Genomic DNA, 19,858 nt, shown 5'->3' with positions numbered 1-19,858 from the left:
AGCGAAATGGGCTTTGGTCAGTCTTGAAAGCGGCGGACGGTGGATCGATAGCGCCTGCCGAAACAGAAAAGTTTTCGGTGACACAGATGATTACTAGTGTTTCAAGCCCCAGAATTGCATCAATTTTTTTTTATTATCGATCAACAACCGCATATAAACCTGTTCCAGTTCGATCATCTCCTGATCCGACTTGCGAAGCCATTCCGACAACCAGGCAAAGCGCAAAGCCACCATAAATTCCACAAGGTACCGCCAGCTTAAATCAGAAAACAACTTGGCCTGTCTCAGGCTTTGGATCAATTCGGCAATCAGGTCTCCGACAAGGCTTTGGGGGTCTTCCATACCGATGCAGCCAACCAGATTGGCCACATCGTATATTTCAGGTTTATACCCGCAAAATTCCCAATCGATGACAGCATTGATCCCGCTGTCCGACCAAATAACGTTTAAAGGATGATAATCGCCATGGCAAAATCCCTGGGGAAAGGTGTCATGGATGCCCATAAATTGTTTTTCCAGAAAACGGATCGTTGGATTGATTGATTTTTTGAGTTCAGGTTCATGGATGCCGATGGTATCCATTAATTCATAGATATAATCTTTTATGGAAAAAGATTGTATGGGGAAAAGGTGATCGACCCCGGGAGATTTTTTAGCTAAATCGATTAAAAAACTGGCTAAAACTTTAGCCCGCCAGCGCTGGAATACGTATTGCGGCCTTTGAAGCGGGACACCGTCAACAAACCGGGTCAGTTGCCACAAGCCATGATCGTTGCGTGTAATATATTCACTTTTTGTATTGCGGATATAGGGTTGGATACAACCAATATTATGACTTGCCAGAAATTCAAGTGTGTTTATGATCCGCACTTTATGTTCGTAAGCGGCAGGAGAAATTTTTTCGCAGACAAACAACCTGTCATCCTGATCTTCAATGACGATACGAAACTCGCATCTTTCCGGACTTCCGGCAATATGAAGATCCTTGCGCAATTTTTTTAATTTTAAATCCCAACATAAAACTGTTTCCTTAATAATATGATGCATACTGATCTGTTTGTTAAACATATTTAAAGTTTTAGCTGAACTTTAGATTATACTTTTTGGCATCGCTTTACTGAAAAGCATCATGTACAGTATAAATACATAGCAAATGATGGTACAGGCGGTAAAAGGCCAGTAGTAGGTACCCAAAGGGGCAAAAAAGATGACTGTGATCCAGTGGACCACAATGATGGTCTTGGAATGAAGCCGAATAGGAAAGTCATCCTTTCTGCATATCACCGCAAGGCCGCTTAAATTCCAGCCATATAATGCAGCAAAAGAATGCATGCGCATGAGCAGTTTTGCATTTTCCGGGGTGTATGCCGAAGACGACGCCAGGATGATATAAACAATTCCGGTAACCGCCGTGTACCACAGGAAAAACATTCCGGACGTTAAAAAATTCTTTTGCTGAACCCGAACTCCCAATTTGGTATACAGATAGTAAATGAGTACAACGGAAAGAAAAAGGATGGTGGTGACCATCAACTGGGGGACGAATTTCTCATACAGAATAAAAAGAAAAAAGATAATCACACCCAGGTTTACGATCCAGAAACCCACATTTTTCAGGCGCAAGATACTCTTGGAAAAATCTCCTTTCATAAAGGAAAACATCACAGCCAGGGTGATCAATGAAATCGGAAAGGAAAATCCCAAAAAAAAGGTATCCAGTTTTAGCTTTGGAAAGGAAATAATCTTAAAATATTCGTTGTTGAGGATGACAAGGGCGGAAATAACAAGTCCCATAGAAAGACAGAGGAGGGATGCCTGGTGGAATTTTTGGGAGACCGGCGCATCCTGTTTAAAAAAATTTATCGGAAACAGGGAAAATTTTTTGACCCTGACTGAATCCACAATCACAGCCAGGGAAAAAGCAATGATGACTGCAGCAAGATAGAGTTTTGCAAAGGCAAAAATAGCATAGGCAACGGCCAGAATGAGAAAGAGACGACCTTTGGTGGACAGCATTGGTTTCGATTCACTGAAATAAATCAATACAGTACCGCCGCTGCACAGATTGAAAAGAAAAATATGCAGCCTCTCAAAATTATACTGGGTTGCCCCCGGAACAAAAAGATGGAGGAATCCGAATAATAATGCCGCCGACATTAATCCCAACAGTATGATTCGCAGAGCTGTACTCATATTTTATTCACCAATTATTTTTCACCGCAGAGCCGCAGAGCACGCAAAGAACCATTTTTTTATTGCTTTCCGCTGAGAGGGCGGAAAGCAATAAAAAATTCATACCTATTAGAAAAAACAATTTTATATAAAAACATATAGTTGTAACGATATAAACGCTGATTGGTTTTCTTTTGCCGTCCTCTCAACGGCAAAGGAAAAAGTTTCTAACTCTGCGTGCCCTGCGTCTTGAGCGAAGCGGGCGGTGAAAATAAATCATTATACGTAATGGTAAAGAATTTATTCACTAAAAAATCGCTCTCATCATTAGAACTGCAACTGTCCTTTTTTCATGAATATGTCAAGACGCTCCACCAGTAACGAACAGGTGAGACAAAGCAGAAGATACAGTACCATAATGGTGATCCACACTTCAAAGGTTAAAAAAGTAGCCGACATAAGCTCCATACCTTGAAAAGTGAGTTCCTGGATAGATATGACCGAAACAATGGCGGAATCTTTGATGGTGGAGATAAACTGCCCGGCAAGCGGAGGCAGAACCCGATGCAAGGCCTGGGGAAAAATAACGTAACGCATCTGTTGCCACCGGGAAAATCCAAGGGCGGATGATGCTTCCCATTGCCCCTTTTCAATGGATTGGATACCGGCCCTGATTATTTCGGTGATATAGGCCCCCTCATAAATAGCCAGAGCCAAAAGACCTGAAAGAAATGCCGGAAGGCGTGTCGGAGAGGCAAACAGAAATGCCACCAGATTCCTGATATTTTCTCCTTTTGATAGGACCCGTTCATCCAAAGCCAAGATCGGCATTATTTGATCGCTGATAAAAAAATAGAAAATAAACAGCCAGACCAGGATGGGGATATTGCGTATCAGTTCTACATAGCTCCAGCTGACCAAACGGTTAAAAAGGCCATGACTGACACGGAAAAGGCCCATTATTGTACCGAAAACCATGGCCAGTATGGTTGCCCAGATACTCAGGCGCAGGGTGGTGAACACCCCTTGCATAATCAATCCCCATACCCAACCGGATTTTTCGGCGTCGAATCGAATAAGGTACTGGGGTATCACACCCCAGTTCCATTTATAATGAACTTCTACATTGACCCGGTAAACGATCCACACAAAGATCGATGTCAGAGCCAAAGACACCAAAATATCCAGGGCAGTTATTCTATTTTTTCGTTTTCCAGGCAATCTATTTAATCATCTTTTCCCAGTCTTTGGTCCTGAACCAGTAATTCTTCCGCTCATCAAGCCAGCCTTCAGCCCCGACATAGCCAATCCAGTTATTGAAGTAATTGAGGGTATCAAAATCCCCCTTCCTTACTGCAAATCCGATGGGTTCTTTGGTAAAGGTTTTATCAAGGGGCAGAAACAGCTTTTCAGGATACTTGAGTGCCTGAAAAGCGGGTGTGGGGGCTGAGCCAACCACGGCATGAACCCTGCCGTTGAGCAGCTCTTGATATGCCTGCGACTCATCGTCAAAAAGGCGAAGTTGCGCTTTGGGCAGATATTTTTTAGATGCGGTTACGGCAGTTGAGCCGAGCCTGGCGGCAATCATCACATCAGTTCGGTTAAAATCGTTAAGACCTTGGAATCCAGCGGCAACCTGTTTATGGGCCACCATGGACATGCCGGTGTAATCATAGGGAACGGAAAAATTGACTTTCAGGTTGCGGCTGGGAAGTATTCCCATACCTCCTATAATGACATCAAATTTGCCCGTGGACAGTGCCGGGATAATGCCGGACCATTTGGTGGGCACAAATTCAACCTTAACTCCCATATCCTCAGCCAGGCGGGTGGCCACGTCAATCTCAAAGCCGATGAGTTTCCCGGTTTTGTCTTTCATGGCCCATGGTACAAAAGTCGACATGCCGACTCGAAGAATACCTCGTTTCTGGACCTGCTCGATCGTACTTTCTGCCGCCTTTTCAATGGAACCGGTATTATCTCCGCAAGCAGAAAAAACCATTACCACTGCAGCTATTATCAGAGCATTGATCATGAAAGAAAATGTCTTCATTATAACCTCCTTTTGCAAGCGTTCAGGGTTCACGGTTCATAGGTTAATTGGTTTGCGATTTTCTTTGTCTTTTTGTTTTTAAACTCAGTGCAAGCTCGGTTGTTGCCCGCACATGCCTTGCAGGGACAGGCAGGATCATATCGTAAGAATCTAATTCACTGCACATTGGATTCAGAATCAAAACTTTCTTTCACGGAAGCATATGTCATACCCCTCTCTAAAACAGTTCAACCTTGAACTTTGAACCTCTGAACCGTTAACGGTTACCGTTTTTTAAACCCTTTGTTTACATTTCAATGGCAAAGCGCTTCTCTAAAATATTCACTCCCACAGATAAAGTCGCTGTAATCATAAGATAAATCGCCGCAATGGTGAACCATATTTCAAAAACCAGATAGGTCTCTGCAATAATCTCCTGTCCCTTCATGGTTAAGTCGTAAATGGCAATGGTACTGACCAGGGCGGAATCTTTAACAAGCGATATGGCCTGACCGGCTAGTGGCGGCATCATCCGTCGGATTGCCTGGGGAAGAATGACGTGCCGATACGTGTGATAATTATTCAAGCCGATGCTGTAAGCGGCCTCCCACTGTCCCCGATGGATTGAGACAATTCCTGCTCTAAAAATTTCCGATGCATATGCCCCTTCGAAAAGACTTAAGGTTAGAACTGCAGAAGCAAATCGACTGATTCCAAATACGGGTGAAATGACGAAATAAATGAAAAAAAGCTGCACCAGCAGGGGCGTATTTCTGATCAGCTCCAGATACCCACGCGCCAGTATCCGTGCGATCAAAGAATCCGACAATCTAAAAATGGCCGTTGTCAAACCAAACAGCGAGGAAAGAAACAGGCTGATAATAGTAATTTGAAAGGTGACTTTTAAGCCGTTGAGCAAAGGTCCGGTTACAAATCTGCCATCGGCAAAAGTGAAAAGGTATCCGGGTATCCGGTACCAATGCCAGTTGTAACTGAGATTTCCGGAACCCTTAACCATAAGCCAGGTCAGCAATCCGACCGCAATTATCAATTTAGCAGAGTCTAGAGTTAAAAAATGGCGCTGAAATGACCGGGTGGCTCTGAAAATTGGCTCCATGAAAACTATTTGCCCACCCGGCACTCTCCGCATCCACATACCGGGCATTCTATCTTTTCTTGTTTTCTGTTACCCTTTTCGCCTTTTATGACCCTGTCCATATGTGACTTAAAGGCATGACCGCACTCCGGGCATAATGCGTCAACTTCATTTTTGTTTTCCATTGTTGTTTCCTTTCTTTAAAGACGTATCCGGATATCTTAGATATGTCACACAACCGCAGTTATTTCAAGAGACTCCGGGCTATGGTGTTGTATCATCGACCTTGTGACAGACGCAATTCATTTCATCACAGTCAGAGCAGACATAAGAAACCGCTCTATCTTGAGTTTTATTTCTCCGGTACAAGCCGATCCATAGAAGCATAAATATAGCTGCTGTTGCCACCAGTGCTAAAATAAATTCTGTCATTTGGTACTCCTTTTTCATGTTTAGCTGTTTTTTGTATTATTTTCAATTTCCATGCCAAAACCCGATCTTGTCATAAAAGTCAGCCATTATAGTTCTAATTGCCCACTGCCTCCAGTTTACCTCTAATGAGTTTATTAATTTAGGTTCTTCTCTAAATTAGTTAGAGAAGAGGGTCCAAGGATTCCAGGGGTCAAGGATTCAAGCGTTTGTTTTCTAAAGATCTTATCAGCGCTTTTAAAATTCTTTCGATTTCTGTTATGTCTTTTCTCGCTGTATCCAATTCATCTTATTAATGAAGCCTATATCTCCGGTTAATAATATCTGGGTTTCCAATTCACAAACCGAACCATAAGAAATGTAAAGCATCCTCATGTAATCAAGGGTTGTCTTTCTTCCATATCCTTCTGCCATGCTAGAAGGAATAGATACATCGGATCTTCTGGCCTTCTTATCTTTTTATCTGGGAAGTCAGGCCGTATCTTTCTTCATTTGGGAATATTGCTGTTATTTGATATATCTTCAAACAAAATTCGTATGACTTTTGCCAGCCATTCAACTCTCTGTAACTCTTTAGAATTTCACTCGAATCCTTGAATCCTTGGGTCCTTGAATCCTCTGGCACCACACCAATTCATTTGAAGATTATTCACATGCCTTGTCTGAATTAACTACAATTAATCGGGGGATGATACTTAATTTATAATCACACCCATTCCAGGTATGTCTAAAATCACATTAACTCCGTGAGACAAAACTGTCTCATAATACAAAGTTGCTGTTTCTCTAAAAATAATGTGGCATATTTATTGCTTTTTTCACCGTGGAAGCTCACAGTATAAGTTAATATTTTTTGTTGCTACTAAAAATGCTTTCAAAGTCGCACCTTTTAACTTTTTTAAAATGTTTGATGTTAAGGACCGCAACAGAAACCAAAGGTGCAAAAATTGCGAAATGTTGTTTTGTGATTCTTTTAATCCAAAACAAAAGGGGGTTTTGATGGCAGACAAAAAACCGAAACCGGTATTCATTCATTCACCTGAATTTGACAAATTGAGCTATCCGCCTGACTGCCCATTTAGCACACAACGGGCCGGCAAGACACGCGATCTGTTGGTATCATTGGGTCTGTTAAGGGGCAAAGAACTCCTTCCCAAAGCAGCGACCAGATCAGAGCTTGAAACCTTTCACTCGGCAAGGTACCTCGATGAGTTGCAACGGGCCGCTGCAGGTAATCTTACTAAAGCAGGCTCCGATATGGGATTGGGCACACCGGACTGTCCTGTTTTTAGCGACATGTATAAGTATGCCTCCCTGGCCTGTGGTGCGACATTGACCGGTGCCGAACTGATACTATCCGGAGAAGCAAATGTTGCCTTTAATCCTTCAGGTGGATTTCATCATGCCAAAGCAGAGAAAGCATCAGGTTTTTGCTATCTGAATGACGTGGTGCTGGGATGTCTGCGGTTGACGGAAAATGGTAAAAGAGTTTTGTTTCTTGATGTGGATGCGCACCACTGCGACGGGGTTCAGGATGCGTTTTACGCCAGAAACGATGTCATGGTTATTTCTTTTCACGAGAGTGGCAACACCCTGTTTCCCTGGACAGGGTTCGAAAATGAAATCGGCGAAGGCCCGGGACTCGGTTTCAATGTGAACGTACCTTTGCCTGTGGGTATATTTGATGAAGTCTACATGACCGTGTTCTATCAGGTAGTGCTGCCATTGATCAAGGCCTACAAGCCGGATGTGATCGTCATCGAGCTTGGAATGGATGCCCTTGCCGGTGATCCTTTGGTGCATCTTGGCCTGACAAATAATGCTTATGTCGAAATAATTAATGAACTGCTGAGTTTCAATAAACCCATCCTGGCGACCGGGGGAGGCGGGTATGATGTGGAAAAGACGGTCAGAGGATGGGCGCTTGCCTGGAATACTTTATCCGGAGCAAACGATGAGCCTGATTTAAGCCTTGGTTTGGGCGGGGTCATGCTGCAAAGTGAAGAATGGTCAGGGGGGCTTAGGGACCGGGTTCTACCGGTTAATGAAAAGCACCGTAGATCAATAGATTCAGCAATCGAAACAACAATAAATGCCGTTAAAAAGAAAGTATTCGCATATCATGATATTGATGAATAGCCATGTAAAACTATAGTTTTTCGATTACCAGCGGTCTGCCTGGGGAATAGCCTTATCGCCCATTCGATTCTTAACAGATAAGTACAGTACTTTGTACGCGCTCCCTTTCCTTTGCGTTAAATCCATACAGGCAGAGATGATCATTGCCGCCGTGGAAATCTATCTGCTGGGGCTGGCTCAAATCTTATCTCAGCGAGATAGCTGCCGTCCGAAAGTCCCCCGTTAATATTGTTAAGAATCGAATGGGCGATAAGGCTATTCCCCAGGCAGACAGAGCAGAGATTGAAAAACTCCGCAATTAGTCAAATTACAACTTCGTGTATATTTCTTCCTATCAATCATTAAAGATTCGGGCCAACTCACTTTCGAGCAAAATGTTTTCTTTGCTTGCAATTTCACGGATGGTTTTACCGCTTTCGTGGGCTTTTTTTGCAATGGCAGCCGCTTTGTCATAGCCAATGTGCGGAACCAGCCCGGTTGCCAGGGCCAGGCTCTTTTCAATATTAGAGGCACACTTGTCGTGATTCGCCGATACACCACTCAGGCATTTGGTGGCAAAGACTTCAGCTGCCGAAGACAGCAGATCAATCGACTGCAGCAGATTATAAGCGATTACCGGCAGCATGGCATTCAACTCAAAATGGCCTCCCTGTCCGCCAATCATGATGGCGGTATCGTTCCCGGCAACCTGAGCGGCCACCTGAATCACCGCCTCCGGTATGACCGGGTTCACTTTTCCCGGCATTATCGAAGAACCGGGTTGTAGCGAAGGAATATTGATCTCCCCCAATCCGCATCTGGGCCCTGAGGCCAGCCACCGGATATCGTTGGCAATTTTCACCAGGCTGACCGCCAGCGTTTTTAGAACCCCGCTGGTCTCTACTGCAGCGTCCCGGGCAGCCTGGGCTTCGAAACGGTTCTTGGCTGATTTAAAGGGAAGCTTTGTATATTCACCAATATGGGCAATCACTCTGCCCGCAAATTCCGCATGGCTGTTTAAACCGGTCCCGATGGCGGTACCTCCCAAAGCAAGTTCTGCCAATCTTTCCTCAACGGCTGTTACTCTTTGGATGCCAAGCTCTACCTGCCTCGCGTATCCTGAAAATTCCTGGCCGAGTGTCATGGGAACCGCATCCTGCAAGTGGGTTCTGCCGATTTTGCTGATCTCACCAAATTCTTTTTCTTTTTGCAAAATGGTTTTGTGGAGCAATTGAAGCGACGGAATCAGACGATCTTTGATCGATATCAAAGCGGAAATATGAAGGGCAGAAGGAATGACGTCATTGCTTGACTGGCCAAGGTTTACATGATCGTTGGGATGAACCGGTGACTTGCCGGCTTTTTTGCCGGTCATCATTTCATTGGCCCTTGAGGCAATCACTTCATTCATGTTCATGTTGGTGGACGTCCCCGATCCGGTCTGAAAAACATCCACCACAAACTGATCGTCAAACTTTCCATCCCTGACTTCCCGGGCCGCCTGCATGATCGCCTCTGATATTTCAGCGTCTAATAGACCGAGCTCAAAGTTCACACGGGCCGAGTAATTTTTTATCACTGCAAGCGCATAAATAAAAGCCAAAGGGAGTCTTAAATCACTGATGGGAAAATTTTCCACCGCCCGTTGAGTTTGCGCGCCAAAATATGCATTTCGTGGAACGCGCACGGTTCCCATGGTGTCTTTTTCTTCTCTAAAGATCATTATACGATTTGTTCCACCCCCGTTAAACTGGTTAGACAAGTAACACAGCCTCTGCATTTAAACTGCTGACAACAAGTCCTGAAGTCTTTTATGGTCGTATTTTTGTGAGATTAAAGGACCTTGGTTGAATACCTCAATGTGATCGGTAAAAGCAGCTTTTTCTTCTTTATAAAGGATTCCGATGGGTATCTTATCGCCCCACTGCCTGGCAAGATTCATCGCATTTTGAAAGTTGTCCGGATGGTAATTTTCTTCAAACAGGTCAACCACCCTTTTTTTATACCACTCGTAGGTGTTTATCCGGTTGAAAGATACACATGGCTGCAAGATATCTATCAGACTAAACCCTTTATATTTCATCCCTTCCTGTATGAGCCGGCTCAGATGCGCCATATCTCCGGAAAATCCCCGCGCCACAAAACCGGCTCCGAGAGAAAGTGCCACGGCCATAGCGTTAAATGATTCCGAAATGACCCCATGGGGCTGCAGGGGGGTGACCATCCCCACATCTGATGTGGGCGAAGCCTGACCCTTTGTCAGTCCATAGACTTTATTGTTGTGGACCAACAGGGTAAGATCCACATTTCGTCTGATGGCATGCATAAAATGGTTGCCACCCTCGCCGTAACAGTCCCCGTCTCCCGAATTCACCAGTATATTCAAGCTGTAGTTGGCCATCTTGGCGCCGGTGGCAAGGGGCAGGGCACGACCGTGCAAGGCATGAAACATGTTACATTTTAAAAAATGGGGTGTTTTGGCTGCCTGACCGATGCCCGATATGATCAGCACTTGTTCCGGCTGTATTTTAAGGTGAACCAGAGCATCTTTCATTGCTGCCAGAATTCCAAAATTGCCGCATCCCGGGCACCAATGATTTTGATAAGATGATTCATAATCCTTGATACTCAGCATATCACTTCCTCTCAAACTGTTTAAAGTCCTCAACAATATCGTTTGGACAAATGGGTCTGCCGTCATACTTCAATATCGCTCCTGAATGGGCAAGCCCTGTCTGCTCTTGTATAAGTTGTCCAAACTGGGCGGTTGAATTTTGTTCCACCATTAAAAATCTTTTCACCTTATGCAAAGCGGCTTTGACTTTATCGGATGGAAGGGGCCACAGATCCCTAAAATTCAGACAACCCACATGTTTTCCTTCCTGTCTTAACAGATCGACGGCTTCCCTGATTGCCCCCTTGGTGGAGCCCCAGCCCACAAGAAGTACTTCAGCCTCATCATGGTACTTTTGGGGAGGGTTCATCTCTTTGATCATACGGGGCACCTTTGCATTGCGTTTCTCCACCATGTTGGTTCTATCATCAATGGCTTCGCTCATATGCCCGTCTTCACTGTGTTCATCACTTGATACCACCACCAGAGCTTTACCGGAACAGGGCAGGGCACGTGGAGAGATCCCGGAAGGCGTAATCATAAACCGTTTGTAATTTCGGGGATCTTCAATATCTTCATCTTTCACTATGAACCGTTCAATATTTGCCGGAGCGTTTAATTGGTTTCTCATAATAAACAGAGAGTCGGCAAGATATTGATCAATGAGAATGATTGATGGCACCTGATACTTCTCCGACAGATGAAAAGCCCGGGACGTTATCTCAAAGGCTTCATAGGGTGTGCCCGGCGAAAAAACGAATCTGGGGAACTCGTCCTGTGAAGCCCGGATTACAAAATGCAGGTCTCCTTGTGCAGTGCGGGTGGGAAGACCTGTTGCCGGACCCGGCCTCTGTGCATTGACAATAACGATAGGGGTTTCCGTCATGCCGGCCAGCCCCAGGCCTTCGGTCATCAGGCAGAAACCCCCGCCGGATGTGGCTGTCATGGCCCTTGCACCTGCAAAAGCCCCTCCGATAATCATATTGACCGCAGCAATTTCATCTTCTGCCTGTTCAACGACCAGGGGAAATTTATCTGAAAAGGAGGAAAGATGAGCCATAATGCCGGTGGCCGGAGACATGGGGTAAAATGCCGCCAGACGGCAATCGCCTGCAAGAGCACCAAGGGCAATGGCCTTGGAGCCGTCAATGATTGCTCCTTTGGGAGTTTTTGGTTTCCACTTAAACGCCCATTCAAAGGCTATATCCTTCACCCCCTGATAGCCCAACTCTACTGCGCGATAATTTTTTTCAACAATATCCTGCCCTTTTTCCCTGAACTGTTTTGCAAGAACATTCTGGCAAATCTCGACGGGTGCGCCTAACAGGGCTAGGCAAACACCGGCTGCAACTGTATTCAAAAAAATTTTGCCTCCAGCCTCCTTTGCAAGATCGCCAAATGGAACCGTCAGGATCTTTTTATCCGCAGAACCTTTTTTTTTATCCATAACCACGAGCCCGCCGGAATTCAGATCTTTTTGATGCAAATCATATGTCTCCTGATTCAATGCCACCAGCAGGTGTAACTTGTGATGCGGTGCGCGTAACGGCTTGCTGCTGATACGAATTTGGAAAAAGCTGTGCCCGCCTCTTATCCTGGACTCAAAATCGTTAGTCGCCAGTATATACAAACCCGCTTCCTGGCAGACCAGAGCCAAAAGATGGCCCGCCGTCTGTATCCCCTGGCCGGCTTCGCCGCCAATTCTAATCGTTATATCAATACTCATTTTTAATATCCTGTATCCGTTTATCAATCTAAAGTCGTTATTTGAATGAACCCACCTAGATTCTTCAAAATCCATGCCAAAGTCCGGCCATAGAAAAAAACACAGTCATTTGACAAGCAGATTGTTAAGGACCTTCTATGGTATCCATCCTGCAAATAGGCTTCATATTACCTAAAAATCTTGAGACACAACTGTCTCATATGACACAGTCGCTGTTTAATTTTTTGACTGCCGGAACGCTCTTTGCACAAAGTTCACCGAGCCAGACTATGATAACCTAACTTTTCAGCTGTTGCTGTAGAAATGGATATGGCACATTTATTGCTTTTTATAAAGTCAAAGCAATGATTCTATACCTATTCCATCAAGAGGAAAAATGCCATGATGAGATTAAATGATATAAAAAAAAATAAAGACCTTATAAATTCCATAGACTGGGAGATGACCCCTGAAGAAGCGGTAAGACTATACCTTGAATGGGGAAATAACTGGGCCGGGGGAAATTACGTTATCCGGTCTAAAGAGGATGAAGCCGTTTACTTTGTGATCAACACCTGGAAAGAAAACCCGGTTATTTATCTGATCAAGCGCAATTCTGAAGAAGCGGAGGAACTGGCCAAAATAGATATGCCGAGCGACTTAAAAAACCGTTTTTTAAAAGCAACCAGCGGCATGAAGGGTGTATTCCCTATCGAGGGTGAAGTAAAAAATTGGCTTAAAAAGCAGCTCAATACTGCATAACCAAATACGATTGGTATTGCTGTTTTCTATGTTTTTGCCGTATAAACAGTCAATTTCAAAATGACCCCTTTGTTCTCCCGTCTTTGGCAGGAGGATAAACTTAGATTTTAATGTTAGGAATACAGAGTTCTTCTTTATACAACTATGGTTATAAAAATGTGCTTTCTTCTCTTGCCATGGTAGAAAAAAAATAATATGTTTATTTTTATCGTGCCCGTTATGGAAGAATTAAAAACATGTAGGCATATTTTATTCCCTGATTTAGGGTTCATGTTTTACCGCAACCGGCTCGTTAGGATTCTGGAGGAAATACAATGGAGAAAAAAATTCTTGGTGCAATGAAAAAAGCAGAAAAGCCGCTAAGACCGGGTGAAGTTGCCAAAATGATTGGAGAAGAGAGTAAAGCGGTTTCCAAGGTAATTAGCGAACTCAAAAAACAGGGGAAGGTGATGTCTCCAAAGAGGTGTTACTATGCGCCCACAGAAAAATAAATGAATTTGCCTATGAATAATACCTAAAGGCATCTATGTTAATGAAAGGAGATCATTATGAATTTTAACTCAATTGAAGAAATCATTAGTTACGCCATCGAAAAGGAAAAGGAAGCGGTGCAGTTTTATGAAGACATCAGCAAGCAGGAAACCTTTTCCGGAGCCAGGAAAACGTTTGAAGGCTTTGCCAAAGAAGAGCGAAAACATCAAGCCATGCTTGAAGATTTCAGCGTAAATCAAGACAAAATATCTGAATATAAACTTGAATGGATCACCGATATAAAGCGAAGCGATTATTTGGTAGATATTGAATATAAAAAGGGCATGCACTATACGGACATATTGAGGCTTGCCATGAAGAGAGAGGAAAAAGCACTGAAGCTGTACAACGATCTGATGCATAAAGCGGATAATGAAAATGTGATCAAACTGTTTAAGATGCTGGCCCAGGAAGAAGCCAAGCATAAAGGCTTTCTCGAAGGCCTGTATGATGACTATATGGCCGAACAGGGAGATTAGACGGGTTATGTGTTCCGAGGTACGAGTTGCGTGTTATTAATCGGAAACAATCCTTTTTTATAACCCGTACCCTGTAACCCGTAACACGCAACAGTCCTGTTTTAATCCAGTATGGTATTGTTTACTCTAAAAGAGCCACATGTTTCAAACATTGTGTTAAAAAATGAATATAAGCTAAAACCCTCCCATTTGGGGAGGGTTTTAGAATCGTTCTGCCGATCAATTAAAATTGACCACAATATCTTCCCAGCTCTTTCTCCATTTGGGGGGAGAAAGCGTCTTATCTTTTAAAAAATATCCCACGGAAATCAATGCCGGCACCCAGTATTGTTGGGGAATGTTAAACGCTTGTTTAACCCCTTCATGATCAAAACCATCCATGGGATGGGTATCAAGACCCAGACTTTTGGCTGCCAGCATGAGCGCCATGGAAAAAAAACCGGTGTTTTTGACCGCAAAGGCCATCTGTTTTTCTTCACTACTGCCATAAAGACCTATGCAGGCATCAACAAACCACTGGTGCTGGTCTTTTGACATCGAACCGGCCTGTATCATCTCTTTAATGTTTCGTTCCAATGTCGGATGCCCCTCTTTCCATCCATGTCTGTCTGCCAAAACAATCAGGGTCACCGGAGCTTCGCTGACCTTGGGCTGGTTCCAGGCAAGTTGTTGAAGTTTCTTTTTTTCTTCCGGATCCTTTAAAACAATCAGGCTCCAGGGTTGAAGGTTAAAGCTTGACGGCGCTTTTGCCGCCATTTCAATCATTTCCTTTAATAATTCATCGGAGACTTTTTGTTCAGGATCGAAAAAATTGATCGCCCTCCGATTATTGATTATCTCTTTAAATTCCATCATTGCCTCCTTTCAGCGTCATTTACTTCGCTGGGGTGCTGTTTTTCAGCATGTTTAACAGTGTATCCTGGGTCACCGGCTGGCTGCATGCATAATCTTTGCAGATATAGGCCGTCGTTTTATGGTCTATTTGTTTTATCGATTCAACAAAACTTAAATATTTCTTCAGTCCTGCTCTATCTGTCTCCTTGTTAACCACAAAAATATTCATGCCGGGAATTGACCCCGACATGGACATGGACCTGATTTTTTTCAGCATGTCCCTACTCCCGTTATCATCCGCACTGCCTGCAACAATGACTTGCACCGGATTTGCCAGAGCAAAATTCATGGTGACCAGCATTTGGGTGAAGGCCTCGGGGTTTTGCCTCATTTTGGGTACAAAAGATTTTAATGTTTTTTCAGCCGCCTTTTTAAGATCGGGCCTGTCACCGTAACCGGATAAACGCAAGAAATTTAAGGTAGCCACACTTCCGGCAGCGGGAATGACGTTGTCGTGCTCTTCTTTGACCCTGACGATAAGATGCTTATCGTGATTGGCTTCAGTCATATAAAAGCCTCCGTGAAGCGAATCAAAAAACCGGTTGAGCTGTTCATCGGCCAGTTCCATTGCCCAGTCGAGCCACTTAAGGTCAAAATCCGACTCATAAAGATCGATAAGGCCCTGGATTAAAAAAGCGTAGTCACTTGCCATACCCAGAGTATGTGTTTCATCTCCGCGCCAGCTCCTGTATAGCTGCGTCTTTTCAGCATCGTAAAGGTGACTTTGCATAAATTCGGCAGCCTGCCTGGCAGCATCCAGGTAAGAGTCATTTCCCAGTGTCTGATATCCCCTGGCCAGTGCTGAAATCATCAGACCGTTCCACGATGTAATAATCTTGTCATCCAAATGAGGTCTTGGCCGATTTTTACGGACATCAAAGAGTATCTTTTTCCCCTCAGCCAGTCTCTTTTCAACTTCTTTCAGGGGCCGATTGAATTTTTGAGCGGTTTCTTTAAGAGTATGTGCCTTCCAGAGGATATTGTCCCCTTTGAATTCATTATGGGGATCATATTTCACATTTCCCTCGGGTGATAAGCCATAACGATATGCAAAGAATTCCCGCACATCACCGCTAAGAAGCGTTTGAATCTCTTTGAATTTCCAGGTATAAAAAGCCCCTTCGGCTTTTTCCTTGGGCTTTTCGCTATCAGTCAGGTGATCAGAGTCTGCGGGAAAACTGTCTGCGTCTTCGGCCGAATAAAAACCTCCTTTTGGATGGGTCATATCGCGAAGGATATATTCGATTGTTTCTACGGCCGCGTTTTTAAAAAAATGATCACCGTTATTTTGATATGCCTGCAGGTAATTAATAATCAACTGGGCATTGTCGTAGAGCATTTTTTCAAAATGAGGAACATGCCATTTTTCATCGGTGGAGTAACGATGAAATCCCCCGCCCAGCTGATCGTAGATTCCTCCCTTTGCCATGGCATAAAGAGTAAACACAGCCATGTCCTTTGCCTCTTTGGCTCGTTTTTTATCACTGTGCAGATGAGTTGCCGAATAGGAAAAGAGAAAATTCTGGGTTCCCGGAGATGGAAATTTAGGGGCTTTGCTGAAACCGCCGAGTTGTTTATCAAAAACAGATGTAAACGCATCCACAGCCAGGTCTGAAATCTTTGAATCCAGGGCCTCTTTAACAGTTAAACGTGAAGAAAGGTGCTGGCTGATGATATTTGTCAAGCTTTCCGCCGAAGATCTGATTTTCTCTCGTTGGGCAGGATCCTTCCATGCGGCTGCAATCTGTGCTAAAAGATAGTTCCAAGATATCAACCCGGGTCTCGATTCCGGCGGGAAGTAGCTCCCCCCAAAAAAAGGTTTTAAATCAGGAGTCAAAAAAACGTTAAGGGGCCACCCTGCCGAACCAGTGAGAGCCGACACCGCGGTGATATATATCTTATCAATATCAGGCCGCTGTTCCCTGTCCACTTTAATGCAGATAAAGTTACTGTTCATTATTTCTGCCGTTTCGGGATTGGTAAAAGACTCTTTTTCCATTACGTGGCACCAGTGGCAGGTTGAATAACCTATGGATAAAAGGATAGGCTTATTCTCCTGTTTTGCTTCTGCAAGTGCTTCATCTCCCCAGGGGTACCAGTCCACAGGATTAAAAGCGTGCTGGAGCAAATAGGGACTTGTTTCATTTATCAGGTGGTTCGGCCTCTTATCTTCATTGTAATCCTTACCCCCTGCAACCGCAAAGGCAATTGGTGCCCAGAAAACCGCTGTTATAATCAGTATTTTTATAAAAAACATATGTTCAAACATTTTAGCCTCTTATTTGTAAATTTAGTATTTTTGTGGCAAAATATTTCTATTACACTTTGTAAAGCCCTTGTGTATCAGATATTGGATACTGGTCTATTGATACTGGATATTTAAAAAAGGGATGTTCTTTATTTAATCCAGCATCGAGCATCCAGAATCGAGTATCTTTCTCTCTATGGCTCAATCGTTAATTCCAATGATATTTTCATCTTTGGTGCCAGCTTGTCCAGGTTAGATATATTCCCTTCTATATTTGTTTTGCAGTCAAGATTCGTGCCAGATATTAGAATTTTTTTAATTGAAAGGGGAAACAGGTAGCATTGATACAATAATTAATTATATCAATTTGTTATATGAATAGAATTGTGGTCTGTTTGCAATGTAATAAAAAACGAAGATAACTTTTGTATCAGATTGATCATGATACATTTGTGTGTCATGATACAGTCACAAAGTATGGGATTAAGGTGGGGCTGGGTAAAATTCAGGCTTGGCGATTCTTCTTTGAGCATTCAGGGCAAAACCCGACAAATTCAAGATTGTGCCCGATTATTTCGAAAACAGTTGCTTCGTAAAGTTCATCTTCCAGTTGATTCATCGGTGCAATAGGTGCATCCTCAACCCGGTTACATCGAACACAGCGAATATGGTAATGCTTTAAAGGATTTCTATCATAGCGCTTAATAGAACCGCTAAGATCCAGTTTCTGGATTTCTCCTAATTCACACAAGACTTCAAGGTTTCTGTAGACAGTGCCGAGACTTATTCTTGGCAGATGTACCCTTACCCTTTCGTAAAGTTCATCCGCACTGGGGTGGTTGTTTTTACTTTGCACCTCTTCCAGGATAACCCTGCGTTGTCGGGTCATTCTGAGGTTTTTTTCTTTATGCAAGCCTTTTCCTCTATTCAAAGGTCTCAGAATAATTTATTAATATACAATCTATTTTGCTTTTGATCCTTTGAAACTAAATTGATAATTATGAAATTGATTTCCAATCTGTATGGGCATAAAAATACCGAATTTTACATTTGGTATTTTTGCCGGATTAGGTAACATGTGTGCTTCCCATCGCGGACTAACAGCTGATATAAATTTTAAACCATAGCATGGGATAATAATGTCGCTTATCAATCCTTTTGGTGGGATAGAGGTAGGTACTTTAAAACCATTACATTCGTTATACTTAACTCCTTGGTGCATTACTGCATTACCAGAGCGCCCGAAAAAATCAGTGAAAGACATTTTGTTCCAGTCGATGGTTAATACATCATTAGTTTTGTTTTGAAGAGAAAAAGAAATACCATCATAGTTGTCATATTGAGACATTCCAACCACACCCATATACCATGTTTTCGACTCGCTGAATTTAATAGATATTTTATCATCTGAATAAGTCATACTCGAAGCATCAAATGTATGTTTATTCGGATTGCTTGCTTGTGGCACCATTGAAAAATTATAGCCACCCAATTGAGGCGCACAAGCTGCCAGAAACGACATAAAACAGAAAATTATCAAAGCATAACGTTTCATTTTGTCTCCTTTCCTTATCTATATCTATTGCGATTATACATCAAATTTCCTTAGTCGCCTGACGCCCATGAGATGAGCGGAACCCTCAACTTTCAATTTTGGAGATTAAGCTTATGATCGCTACTATTAGAACTCATGTTTTCCCTTTAATTGTTCCTTTTTAAGTTTATTAATCCCCTCAACGTTTTCAAAACTTACATTACAACCAAATTTAGATTCATACTCACCAATACCAAGTTTAATTCTATCAGGGCCTAAATTCCATTTGTATAGGGTAACTGAATAGCCGGATTTAAATGAAAATATATTGATATTACTAAATGTATCATAAACTTTTGTAGGTTGATTATATTTGTTGGTTAAACCTTTTAATGCGAATTTTCCCCAACCTTTTACACTGGTATTTATCTTGTCTGCGGACCATTTTGGACTTCCCAGTATAATTTCAACTAATTTATCATTGCAAAAGCTTATGTAAACTGATCTTATCCAATGGCAACTTCCTTTACCCTCTGGTCCTTGGCACCCAATATTTGCCCACGTTACTCCTATTATATTATTGTCGCCTTTTAGAAAATTAGTAGGTTTATATTGAGGATCATCGGGCGACTTGCCAATTTCCTTAAAACGATATCCCCACGGGGTATTAAGTACTAATTCATTTACCTGATCCATTGACATCCCAAGGTGGAGACCTTTAAACCCGGGGGAATCAAATTGTGCGTCTATGCTATCAATATATGCTTTAACGCTTTCTTTTGTGTAATTGGGTTCCAAGTTAGTGCTTGTTGTTACGCATCCAGTAAAAAATAATAGAGAAAAACTAATAATAAAACAAATCACAAAATGCTTTTTCATTTTGCCTCCTTTATAGTGAAAAAATACGCAACAATTTTTATCATTCTATGAAGTATGGATTTTGCGATTAAAAGGTATGTTTAAATTTTTACTGTAATGTTTCAGACAAATCAAGCATAAAAAAGGTGTTAGTTAAGCAGCTCTTTTTCCATTCATACGATTTTTATTCTTCGTCATTTGGCAATTTTTTACAATCTGATTATATTGAGTCATAAGCTGGCTTTTATTACCAAGACGGTGAGCATATCTAGTAATACGTTTCATTAATACTTTTACATATTAGCTTGCGGTAAATCGAATTTCTTCCAGCAATGTACAACGGGCTCAGTATTGATTTCTTCAATTCCCTTGAGGATTCTTTCTTT

19 protein-coding genes are annotated in these 19,858 nt (G+C 42.8%); 4 read left to right on the top strand and 15 right to left on the bottom strand.

What is annotated here, in order from left to right; genetic code table 11:
• Positions 1–93: 93 nt before the first annotated feature.
• The 7 genes from SWH54_07765 to SWH54_07735 form a co-directional block, all read right to left on the bottom strand.
• Positions 94–1,047 (bottom strand): phosphotransferase, encoded by a 954-nt coding sequence (locus tag SWH54_07765; GenBank protein ID MDY6791149.1) that lies wholly within the window; start codon positions 1,045–1,047, stop codon positions 94–96.
• Between the two features lie 42 nt (positions 1,048–1,089).
• The gene (locus SWH54_07760; protein ID MDY6791148.1) at positions 1,090–2,193 is read right to left on the bottom strand and encodes a hypothetical protein; all 1,104 of its coding nucleotides are present in this window, start codon (positions 2,191–2,193) and stop codon (positions 1,090–1,092) included.
• 306 nt (positions 2,194–2,499) lie between these two features.
• Positions 2,500–3,393 carry an amino acid ABC transporter permease gene (locus SWH54_07755; protein ID MDY6791147.1) on the bottom strand — a complete coding sequence of 298 codons (894 nt, stop codon included), beginning with the start codon at positions 3,391–3,393 and terminating at the stop codon, positions 2,500–2,502.
• Between the two features lies 1 nt (position 3,394).
• Positions 3,395–4,174 (bottom strand): transporter substrate-binding domain-containing protein, encoded by a 780-nt coding sequence (locus tag SWH54_07750; GenBank protein ID MDY6791146.1) that lies wholly within the window; start codon positions 4,172–4,174, stop codon positions 3,395–3,397.
• Positions 4,175–4,511: 337 nt separating this feature from the next.
• Positions 4,512–5,321, bottom strand: coding sequence for an amino acid ABC transporter permease (locus tag SWH54_07745; protein ID MDY6791145.1), 810 nt, complete (start codon positions 5,319–5,321; stop codon positions 4,512–4,514).
• A gap of 5 nt (positions 5,322–5,326) precedes the next feature.
• Positions 5,327–5,485 (bottom strand): hypothetical protein, encoded by a 159-nt coding sequence (locus tag SWH54_07740; protein ID MDY6791144.1) that lies wholly within the window; start codon positions 5,483–5,485, stop codon positions 5,327–5,329.
• 79 nt (positions 5,486–5,564) lie between these two features.
• A complete protein-coding gene (locus SWH54_07735) occupies positions 5,565–5,732 on the bottom strand; it encodes a hypothetical protein (protein ID MDY6791143.1) in 168 nt (55 codons plus the stop codon).
• A gap of 996 nt (positions 5,733–6,728) precedes the next feature.
• On the opposite strand from SWH54_07735, the gene SWH54_07730 reads away from it, so the two are divergent.
• On the top strand, positions 6,729–7,868 hold the full coding sequence (locus SWH54_07730; GenBank protein ID MDY6791142.1) for an acetoin utilization protein AcuC: 1,140 nt from the start codon (positions 6,729–6,731) through the stop codon (positions 7,866–7,868).
• A gap of 334 nt (positions 7,869–8,202) precedes the next feature.
• On the opposite strand, the gene SWH54_07725 is transcribed toward SWH54_07730, so the two are convergent.
• Genes SWH54_07725 through SWH54_07715 form a run of 3 tightly spaced genes read right to left on the bottom strand, consistent with a single transcriptional unit; the run spans position 8,203 to position 12,187 of the window.
• Positions 8,203–9,570: a class II fumarate hydratase gene (locus SWH54_07725; protein MDY6791141.1), complete on the bottom strand. Its 1,368-nt coding sequence runs from the start codon at positions 9,568–9,570 to the stop codon at positions 8,203–8,205.
• 57 nt (positions 9,571–9,627) lie between these two features.
• Positions 9,628–10,482, bottom strand: coding sequence for a 2-oxoacid:ferredoxin oxidoreductase subunit beta (locus SWH54_07720; protein MDY6791140.1), 855 nt, complete (start codon positions 10,480–10,482; stop codon positions 9,628–9,630).
• 1 nt (position 10,483) lies between these two features.
• On the bottom strand, positions 10,484–12,187 hold the full coding sequence (locus SWH54_07715) for a 2-oxoacid:acceptor oxidoreductase subunit alpha (protein ID MDY6791139.1): 1,704 nt from the start codon (positions 12,185–12,187) through the stop codon (positions 10,484–10,486).
• A gap of 381 nt (positions 12,188–12,568) precedes the next feature.
• On the opposite strand from SWH54_07715, the gene SWH54_07710 reads away from it, so the two are divergent.
• The 3 genes from SWH54_07710 to SWH54_07700 all read left to right on the top strand — a co-directional run bounded on the left by SWH54_07710 (position 12,569) and on the right by SWH54_07700 (position 13,938).
• The gene (locus SWH54_07710) at positions 12,569–12,928 is read left to right on the top strand and encodes a hypothetical protein (protein MDY6791138.1); all 360 of its coding nucleotides are present in this window, start codon (positions 12,569–12,571) and stop codon (positions 12,926–12,928) included.
• Positions 12,929–13,242: 314 nt separating this feature from the next.
• The gene (locus tag SWH54_07705) at positions 13,243–13,419 is read left to right on the top strand and encodes a transcriptional regulator (GenBank protein ID MDY6791137.1); all 177 of its coding nucleotides are present in this window, start codon (positions 13,243–13,245) and stop codon (positions 13,417–13,419) included.
• Between the two features lie 57 nt (positions 13,420–13,476).
• Positions 13,477–13,938 carry a ferritin family protein gene (locus SWH54_07700; protein ID MDY6791136.1) on the top strand — a complete coding sequence of 154 codons (462 nt, stop codon included), beginning with the start codon at positions 13,477–13,479 and terminating at the stop codon, positions 13,936–13,938.
• Between the two features lie 219 nt (positions 13,939–14,157).
• Here the strand turns inward: SWH54_07700 and SWH54_07695 are convergent, their stop codons facing one another.
• From SWH54_07695 to SWH54_07675, 5 genes are all read right to left on the bottom strand, one after another.
• Positions 14,158–14,793 carry a nitroreductase family protein gene (locus SWH54_07695; GenBank protein MDY6791135.1) on the bottom strand — a complete coding sequence of 212 codons (636 nt, stop codon included), beginning with the start codon at positions 14,791–14,793 and terminating at the stop codon, positions 14,158–14,160.
• A 19-nt stretch (positions 14,794–14,812) separates the two neighbouring features.
• Positions 14,813–17,101 carry a thioredoxin domain-containing protein gene (locus SWH54_07690; protein ID MDY6791134.1) on the bottom strand — a complete coding sequence of 763 codons (2,289 nt, stop codon included), beginning with the start codon at positions 17,099–17,101 and terminating at the stop codon, positions 14,813–14,815.
• Positions 17,102–17,585: 484 nt separating this feature from the next.
• Positions 17,586–17,993: a transcriptional repressor gene (locus SWH54_07685; GenBank protein ID MDY6791133.1), complete on the bottom strand. Its 408-nt coding sequence runs from the start codon at positions 17,991–17,993 to the stop codon at positions 17,586–17,588.
• A 48-nt stretch (positions 17,994–18,041) separates the two neighbouring features.
• Entirely contained in the window at positions 18,042–18,635 is a 594-nt protein-coding gene (locus SWH54_07680) for a hypothetical protein (protein ID MDY6791132.1), read from the bottom strand.
• A gap of 126 nt (positions 18,636–18,761) precedes the next feature.
• Complete coding sequence (locus SWH54_07675) at positions 18,762–19,493, bottom strand: hypothetical protein (GenBank protein ID MDY6791131.1); 732 nt, start codon at positions 19,491–19,493, stop codon at positions 18,762–18,764.
• Positions 19,494–19,858: the final 365 nt, after the last annotated feature.

The sequence above is a fragment of the Thermodesulfobacteriota bacterium genome (assembly GCA_034189135.1).
In the GTDB taxonomy this organism is placed as follows: Bacteria; Desulfobacterota; Desulfobacteria; order Desulfobacterales; family JAUWMJ01; genus JAUWMJ01.
The sequence above is the reverse complement of the archived record's forward strand: the minus strand, read 5'-3'. Positions and strand labels throughout refer to the sequence as shown.

Bases quoted from the DNA above. Each gene is read 5' to 3' on its own strand.
- SWH54_07740 (MDY6791144.1), bottom strand. From the start codon at position 5,485: ATGGAAAACAAAAATGAAGTTGACGCATTATGCCCGGAGTGCGGTCAT.
- SWH54_07675 (MDY6791131.1), bottom strand. From the start codon at position 19,493: ATGAAAAAGCATTTTGTGATTTGTTTTATTATTAGTTTTTCTCTATTA.
- SWH54_07680 (MDY6791132.1), bottom strand. From the start codon at position 18,635: ATGAAACGTTATGCTTTGATAATTTTCTGTTTTATGTCGTTTCTGGCA.
- SWH54_07715 (MDY6791139.1), bottom strand. From the start codon at position 12,187: ATGAGTATTGATATAACGATTAGAATTGGCGGCGAAGCCGGCCAGGGG.
- SWH54_07750 (MDY6791146.1), bottom strand. From the start codon at position 4,174: ATGGTTTTTTCTGCTTGCGGAGATAATACCGGTTCCATTGAAAAGGCG.
- SWH54_07700 (MDY6791136.1), top strand. From the start codon at position 13,477: ATGAATTTTAACTCAATTGAAGAAATCATTAGTTACGCCATCGAAAAG.
- SWH54_07730 (MDY6791142.1), top strand. From the start codon at position 6,729: ATGGCAGACAAAAAACCGAAACCGGTATTCATTCATTCACCTGAATTT.
- SWH54_07745 (MDY6791145.1), bottom strand. From the start codon at position 5,321: ATGGAGCCAATTTTCAGAGCCACCCGGTCATTTCAGCGCCATTTTTTA.
- SWH54_07705 (MDY6791137.1), top strand. From the start codon at position 13,243: ATGGAGAAAAAAATTCTTGGTGCAATGAAAAAAGCAGAAAAGCCGCTA.
- SWH54_07725 (MDY6791141.1), bottom strand. From the start codon at position 9,570: ATGATCTTTAGAGAAGAAAAAGACACCATGGGAACCGTGCGCGTTCCA.
- SWH54_07695 (MDY6791135.1), bottom strand. From the start codon at position 14,793: ATGATGGAATTTAAAGAGATAATCAATAATCGGAGGGCGATCAATTTT.
- SWH54_07735 (MDY6791143.1), bottom strand. From the start codon at position 5,732: ATGACAGAATTTATTTTAGCACTGGTGGCAACAGCAGCTATATTTATG.
- SWH54_07720 (MDY6791140.1), bottom strand. From the start codon at position 10,482: ATGCTGAGTATCAAGGATTATGAATCATCTTATCAAAATCATTGGTGC.
- SWH54_07690 (MDY6791134.1), bottom strand. From the start codon at position 17,101: ATGTTTGAACATATGTTTTTTATAAAAATACTGATTATAACAGCGGTT.
- SWH54_07710 (MDY6791138.1), top strand. From the start codon at position 12,569: ATGATGAGATTAAATGATATAAAAAAAAATAAAGACCTTATAAATTCC.
- SWH54_07760 (MDY6791148.1), bottom strand. From the start codon at position 2,193: ATGAGTACAGCTCTGCGAATCATACTGTTGGGATTAATGTCGGCGGCA.
- SWH54_07765 (MDY6791149.1), bottom strand. From the start codon at position 1,047: ATGCATCATATTATTAAGGAAACAGTTTTATGTTGGGATTTAAAATTA.